This window comes from Acidiplasma cupricumulans, from assembly GCF_001402935.1.
Taxonomy (GTDB): Archaea; Thermoplasmatota; Thermoplasmata; order Thermoplasmatales; family Thermoplasmataceae; genus Acidiplasma; species Acidiplasma aeolicum.
Genome location: NZ_LKBH01000203.1, coordinates 1 through 5,013 on the forward strand (window position 1 = coordinate 1; position 5,013 = coordinate 5,013).

At 35.7% G+C, this 5,013-nt stretch carries 5 protein-coding genes, 1 tRNA gene and 1 pseudogene; 6 read left to right on the top strand and 1 reads right to left on the bottom strand.

The annotated features are described in order from the left end of the window. Positions 1 to 437 (top strand): annotated as a pseudogene (locus tag AOG55_RS09485) (hypothetical protein); the annotation flags it as partial. A gap of 5 nt (positions 438 to 442) precedes the next feature. Beyond that, positions 443 to 670, top strand: a complete 228-nt coding sequence (locus AOG55_RS06200; RefSeq protein ID WP_236688979.1) for a molybdopterin dinucleotide binding domain-containing protein — start codon at positions 443 to 445, stop codon at positions 668 to 670. Positions 671 to 706: 36 nt separating this feature from the next. Here the strand turns inward: AOG55_RS06200 and AOG55_RS06205 are convergent. Next, positions 707 to 779: transfer RNA gene (locus AOG55_RS06205), tRNA-Phe, on the bottom strand. Between the two features lie 217 nt (positions 780 to 996). On the opposite strand from AOG55_RS06205, the gene AOG55_RS06210 reads away from it, so the two are divergent. The 4 genes from AOG55_RS06210 to AOG55_RS06225 are packed head-to-tail and all read left to right on the top strand — an operon-like array spanning position 997 to position 4,963. Continuing rightward, positions 997 to 2,202, top strand: coding sequence for a homocitrate synthase family protein (locus tag AOG55_RS06210; RefSeq protein ID WP_236688980.1), 1,206 nt, complete (start codon positions 997 to 999; stop codon positions 2,200 to 2,202). A gap of 2 nt (positions 2,203 to 2,204) precedes the next feature. Further along, on the top strand, positions 2,205 to 3,452 hold the full coding sequence (locus AOG55_RS06215; RefSeq protein ID WP_048102064.1) for a 3-isopropylmalate dehydratase large subunit: 1,248 nt from the start codon (positions 2,205 to 2,207) through the stop codon (positions 3,450 to 3,452). Then, entirely contained in the window at positions 3,453 to 3,935 is a 483-nt protein-coding gene (locus AOG55_RS06220; RefSeq protein WP_055041037.1) for a 3-isopropylmalate dehydratase small subunit, read from the top strand. Then, positions 3,929 to 4,963 carry an isocitrate/isopropylmalate family dehydrogenase gene (locus tag AOG55_RS06225; protein WP_055041038.1) on the top strand — a complete coding sequence of 345 codons (1,035 nt, stop codon included), beginning with the start codon at positions 3,929 to 3,931 and terminating at the stop codon, positions 4,961 to 4,963. The genes AOG55_RS06220 and AOG55_RS06225 overlap by 7 nt, the downstream gene beginning before the upstream one ends. The last annotated feature ends 50 nt before the right edge of the window (positions 4,964 to 5,013 follow it).

Below are 5,013 nucleotides of genomic sequence, written 5' to 3' on the forward strand. Positions count from 1 at the left end.
TGCATAATACAAAAATAATAGAAACAGATGGAGAAGAGATATTATCAGCCAATGAGGAATTAAAAAATGATTTGATAACAATAATAACATTATTCTCATCCAAATTATATGGATTAAGATCACAGAAAATGAAGGATAAAGGATATATTGGAGGCTGTAAAGGAATGACTCATTTATGGAAATCTATCGGTGATAAAAGAACCATAGTGTTCGAATACAAACCAAGTGACACCATTCTAAAATATCTAAATGATATGAGGGATTTAATAAATAGGGCTATAATAAGTGCATATTCAATGGCAAAATCCAATAATAATGAATTACCATCCCCTATTGTTTTAAGAAAATCATTAAAGAATTATTATGACAATAATATAATTTATGCAAAGCACCATATCAATCCTGCATGCAGGAATGCAATCCAAAATTATGGATAAACCCTGTGGATGCAAAGAATCCTGGAATAGAATATGAAAACATTGTAAAGCTTAAATCAAAAACTGGTGAAATTGACATGGTGGCAAAAATTACAGAGGATGTTCTTCCAGGCGTTGTATTCGCACACATGCATAATCCAAAAATAAACCATAGAATAACTGTAACTACGGGCCTGCAAAGAAATTCTATGAAAAAAGGAACTTTATGGAATATAAATTTCTTGAGTATATAAAGAAAAATTGTTTAACTCATTAAACCGTTAATACAATGCCGTGAGCCGGGATTGAACCAGCGACCTCCAGATCTTCAGTCTGGCGCTCTCCCAACTGAGCTATCACGGCCTAAAAGTGTAAGAAAGGTATGACTTATTTTTATTAAAAGGTTTTTGTTTTCATTTATAGCCAATATTTTTTGCAATGTAAATGTTTATATATTATAATTATAATACACATCTAATGTTTGGTAAAGTGTCTAATGCTGCAACCATGTTGTTCTTTTTGGGTTTGCAGAGCGGACACTAACCTTAAAACATTAGTTAATTTTTAAGGTGGTGTTTTTATGGGCTATGACATAGATAGTATGGATTCTAACGCGATTTTTAATATTGGTATGTACAGCAGGGAAGGTTTTTCCAGCACTGGCAGGAAAATCACCGTTTTTGATACCACATTAAGGGATGGAGAGCAGAGCCCTGGCATTAAATTCTCTCCAGAAGAAAAACATAAAATTGCATACATGCTTGAGGATATGGGTGTTGACATTATTGAGGCAGGATTCCCTGCTGTTTCATCAGAGGAGTTTAATATAATAAAATCCATAAACTCCACAGCAAACAGGGCAAAAATATGTGCCCTTTCAAGATGCAACGATGGAGACATATATTCTGCAATAAATTCAGGTGTTAATTATATACATATATTTATAGCGACGTCAGATATTCATTTAAAAAACAAACTAAAGATTTCCAGGGAGGAAGCATTAAAAAAAATTGAACATTCAATTAATATAGCAAAGGATGCCGGTTTATATGTTGAATTTTCTGCAGAGGATGCAACCAGAACTGATATGGACTTTCTTATAAGAGCATTTAAAACAGCAGAAGTAAGTGGTGCCAATAAGGTAAACATACCAGATACTGTGGGCATAATGAATCCAATTTCCATGAGAAATATTGTTTCAAGGATCAAGCAAAATATAGATATACCTGTAAGCGTCCACTGCCATAACGATTTTGGACTTGCAACGGCAAACACCATATTCGGTGTGGAGGGTGGTGCAAGTCAGGTGCAGGTGACAGTAAATGGCATTGGTGAGAGGGCAGGAAATGCCTCCCTTGAGGAAGTAGTAACAGGATTAGCCGCCTTCATGAATGCAAAAACAAACATAGATTTTTCTAAGATTTATAATATATCCCAGGCAGTATCAAGATTTAGTGGCATGGAAATACAAAAAAATAAGGCAATAGTCGGTGAAAATGCATTCTCGCATGAGGCAGGAATACACGTGAATGGAATAATAAATTCTCCTGCAACCTATGAGGCCATAAATCCAGAATTTGTAGGCAGGCAGAGGACAATAGTTATTGGAAAGCATTCTGGCAGATCATCCATAGAATGGATTTTAAACAAAAATGGAATAAAATGTTCTGAGGATGAGGTTAAATACATACTTGAAGAAATAAAATCATACAATGGCAAGGAGGCATTTGATGAGGACAGGGTTATAAATCTTGCCAGAAATATTATAAAAATTAGGGGTGATTAATTATGGGTAAAACTGCGGTTGAAAAGGTTTTCAGCAAAAAATCCCACACGGATTCTTATGCCGGGGACTATGTTGTTGCAGATGTTGATTATGTTATGGTTAATGATATTACCGGGCCCATTGCAGTGGATGCTTTTAATTCCATAGGAAATGCACCCGTCAGGGATAAAATAGTGATTATCCCGGATCATTTTGTACCACCCAAGGATATTAAATCCGCAATACAGTACAGAAAGGTAAAGGATTTTGCGCTAAATAATGGAATTGAGAATTTTTTTGACATAGGCAATGGCGGGGTATGCCATCAGGTTATGATGGAAAAGGGCTTTGCAGCACCCGGAAGGCTTATTGCCGGTGCAGATTCACATACAAATACATACGGTGCATTATCCTCAATATCTGTTGGAATAGGCAGCACTGAGGCAGGTGTAATTTTTGCCACAGGAAAAATGTGGTTTAAGGTTCCTGAAACAATAAAAATAAACATTAATGGAAAACTAAAAAAGGGAGTTGAGGGTAAGGATGTTGCATTAAAGGTTTTATCAATTACAGGTCATGATGGTGCAACATACAAATGCATGGAATTTTCCGGTACTGCAATTTCTTCATTACCTGTTAATGAACGCATGACAATAGCAAATATGACAACCGAGGCGGGGGCAAAATGTTCATTCTTCGATACAGATGATAAAACAATAGAATACCTTAATAAACGGGTTCGCGGTGATTATGAAATAGTTAAATCTGACGCCGACGCACATTATGAATCCATAATTAATATCGACGCAGATGATATCGAGCCCTCAGTTGCAGTACCAAACTCTCCGGCAAATGTTAAACCATTATCGGAGGTTAGGGTTGAAATAGACCAGGCATACATAGGGTCGTGCACAAATGGCAGAATAGAGGATATTAGAAAGGCTGCAGAAATTTTAAAGGGTAGAAAAATTAACAAAAGGGTTAGACTAATGGTGGTTCCAGCAAGCCAGGAGGTCTATAATCAGGCCCTAAGGGAGGGATTAATAGATATAATAGTAAATGCCGGAGGTTATTTTTCAGGCACAACATGCGGTGCATGCCTTGGTGGTTATATGGGTGTTCTTGGACCCGGGGAGGTTTGCATTTCAAGCACAAACCGCAATTTTATAGGCAGAATGGGCGATAAAACCTCAAAGGTTTATTTAGCTAACCCCAGTGTTGTGGCTGCCTCGGCAATATTAGGCAGAATAGCATCGCCGGAGGAGATTTAAATGAATGACAGGATAACAGGAAATGTATGGGTTCTTGGAGACGATATAGATACTGATCAGATTATACCGGCCAGGTATCTGGTTACATCTGATGAGAAAGAACTTGCCAAGCACTTTATGGAATACACAGACCCCGAACTTGCTGGAAAAATAAAGCCAGGGGATGTAATTATCGCAGGCAAAAATTTTGGGTCAGGTTCAAGCAGGGAACATGCGGTTTTAACCGTAAAGGGCCTTGGCATATCATGTGTAATAGCTGAGAGCTTTGCCAGGATATTTTTTAGAAATGCAATAAACCTTGGAATGCCATTAATAGAGGCACAAATCAATGCAAATTCCGGTGATAAAATATCGATAGATTTCAATGATAGCGTTATATTAATTAATAATAAAAAATATACATTTAAAAAATATCCAGATTTTCTAAAAAATATAATAAATGCTGGTGGGTTAATAAATTATGTGAGGGAATATAAATGGTAGACGTTGCGGTTATTCCAGGAGATGGTATAGGTAAGGAAATTATACCTGAGGTTTGCCGGGTTATAAATAATATAAACGATGAAATCAATTTTATATATTATGATATATCATCTGAGAGATACTTAAATAAGGGTATTACAGTAACAGATAATGAAATCTCAGAATTAAAATCATACAGGGCAATTCTTTTTGGGGCCATTGGCGATTTTAGAATTAAGCCTGGTATAATGGAGCAGGAGGTTATATTGAGACTTAGAAAAGATCTGGACCTTTATATGAACATTAGGCCTGTTATGTCAATGCCAAATGTGTCTAAATATAATAATCTAAACATAACAATATACCGCGAAAATAAGGAGGATTTTTACTCATTAATAAACGGCACCCTTGATAATGATATGGAATTTAGGCACTCTGATGCACTAAATAATTATGATATTAAAATATCTGGAACATCTAATGATAAACTTAATTATAATCTTGGAATACTTACAGAAAAAAATATAACAAGATTCTTCAGGAAGGCATATGAATTAATTGAAGATGATAACATTGTGATAACAGATAAGGCAAACGCAATATCAATGTATCTTTTCTGGAGGGAAATTGCAAAAAATGAATCATCAAAATTTAATAAAAATATAAAATTCGAATATGCCGATTCACTTGCGTACAATATTATCTTACATCCTGAAAAATATAAGCACATTATTGCACCAAATCTTTATGGCGACATTCTCTCAGACATGACATCTGCACTTGCAGGAAGTTTGGGATATGCTGCCAGTGGAAATATTGGCGATAAAAATGCAATGTTTGAACCTGTTCATGGTAGCGCACCTGATATTGCCGGGAAGGGAATAGCAAATCCCATTGCCGGAGTATTATCAGGGTCAATGCTTCTGGATTATCTTGGATATAAAAAGGATGCACAAAGAATTAAGAACATCATTAACCAAATGCTTCAAAATAAAATAATTCCAGTGGAATCTGGAGGAAATGCCGGAACACATGACATCATAAAATAGGAAGAATAGATGATACACTATCTTAGTTGAGATACAGTTATAACAGGTAT

What these genes read in the sequence shown, in the direction of transcription:
- AOG55_RS06210 (WP_236688980.1), top strand. Translation starts at nt 997, where the DNA reads ATGGGCTATGACATAGATAGTATGGATTCTAACGCGATTTTTAATATT.
- AOG55_RS06215 (WP_048102064.1), top strand. Translation starts at nt 2,205, where the DNA reads ATGGGTAAAACTGCGGTTGAAAAGGTTTTCAGCAAAAAATCCCACACG.
- AOG55_RS06220 (WP_055041037.1), top strand. Translation starts at nt 3,453, where the DNA reads ATGAATGACAGGATAACAGGAAATGTATGGGTTCTTGGAGACGATATA.
- AOG55_RS06225 (WP_055041038.1), top strand. Translation starts at nt 3,929, where the DNA reads ATGGTAGACGTTGCGGTTATTCCAGGAGATGGTATAGGTAAGGAAATT.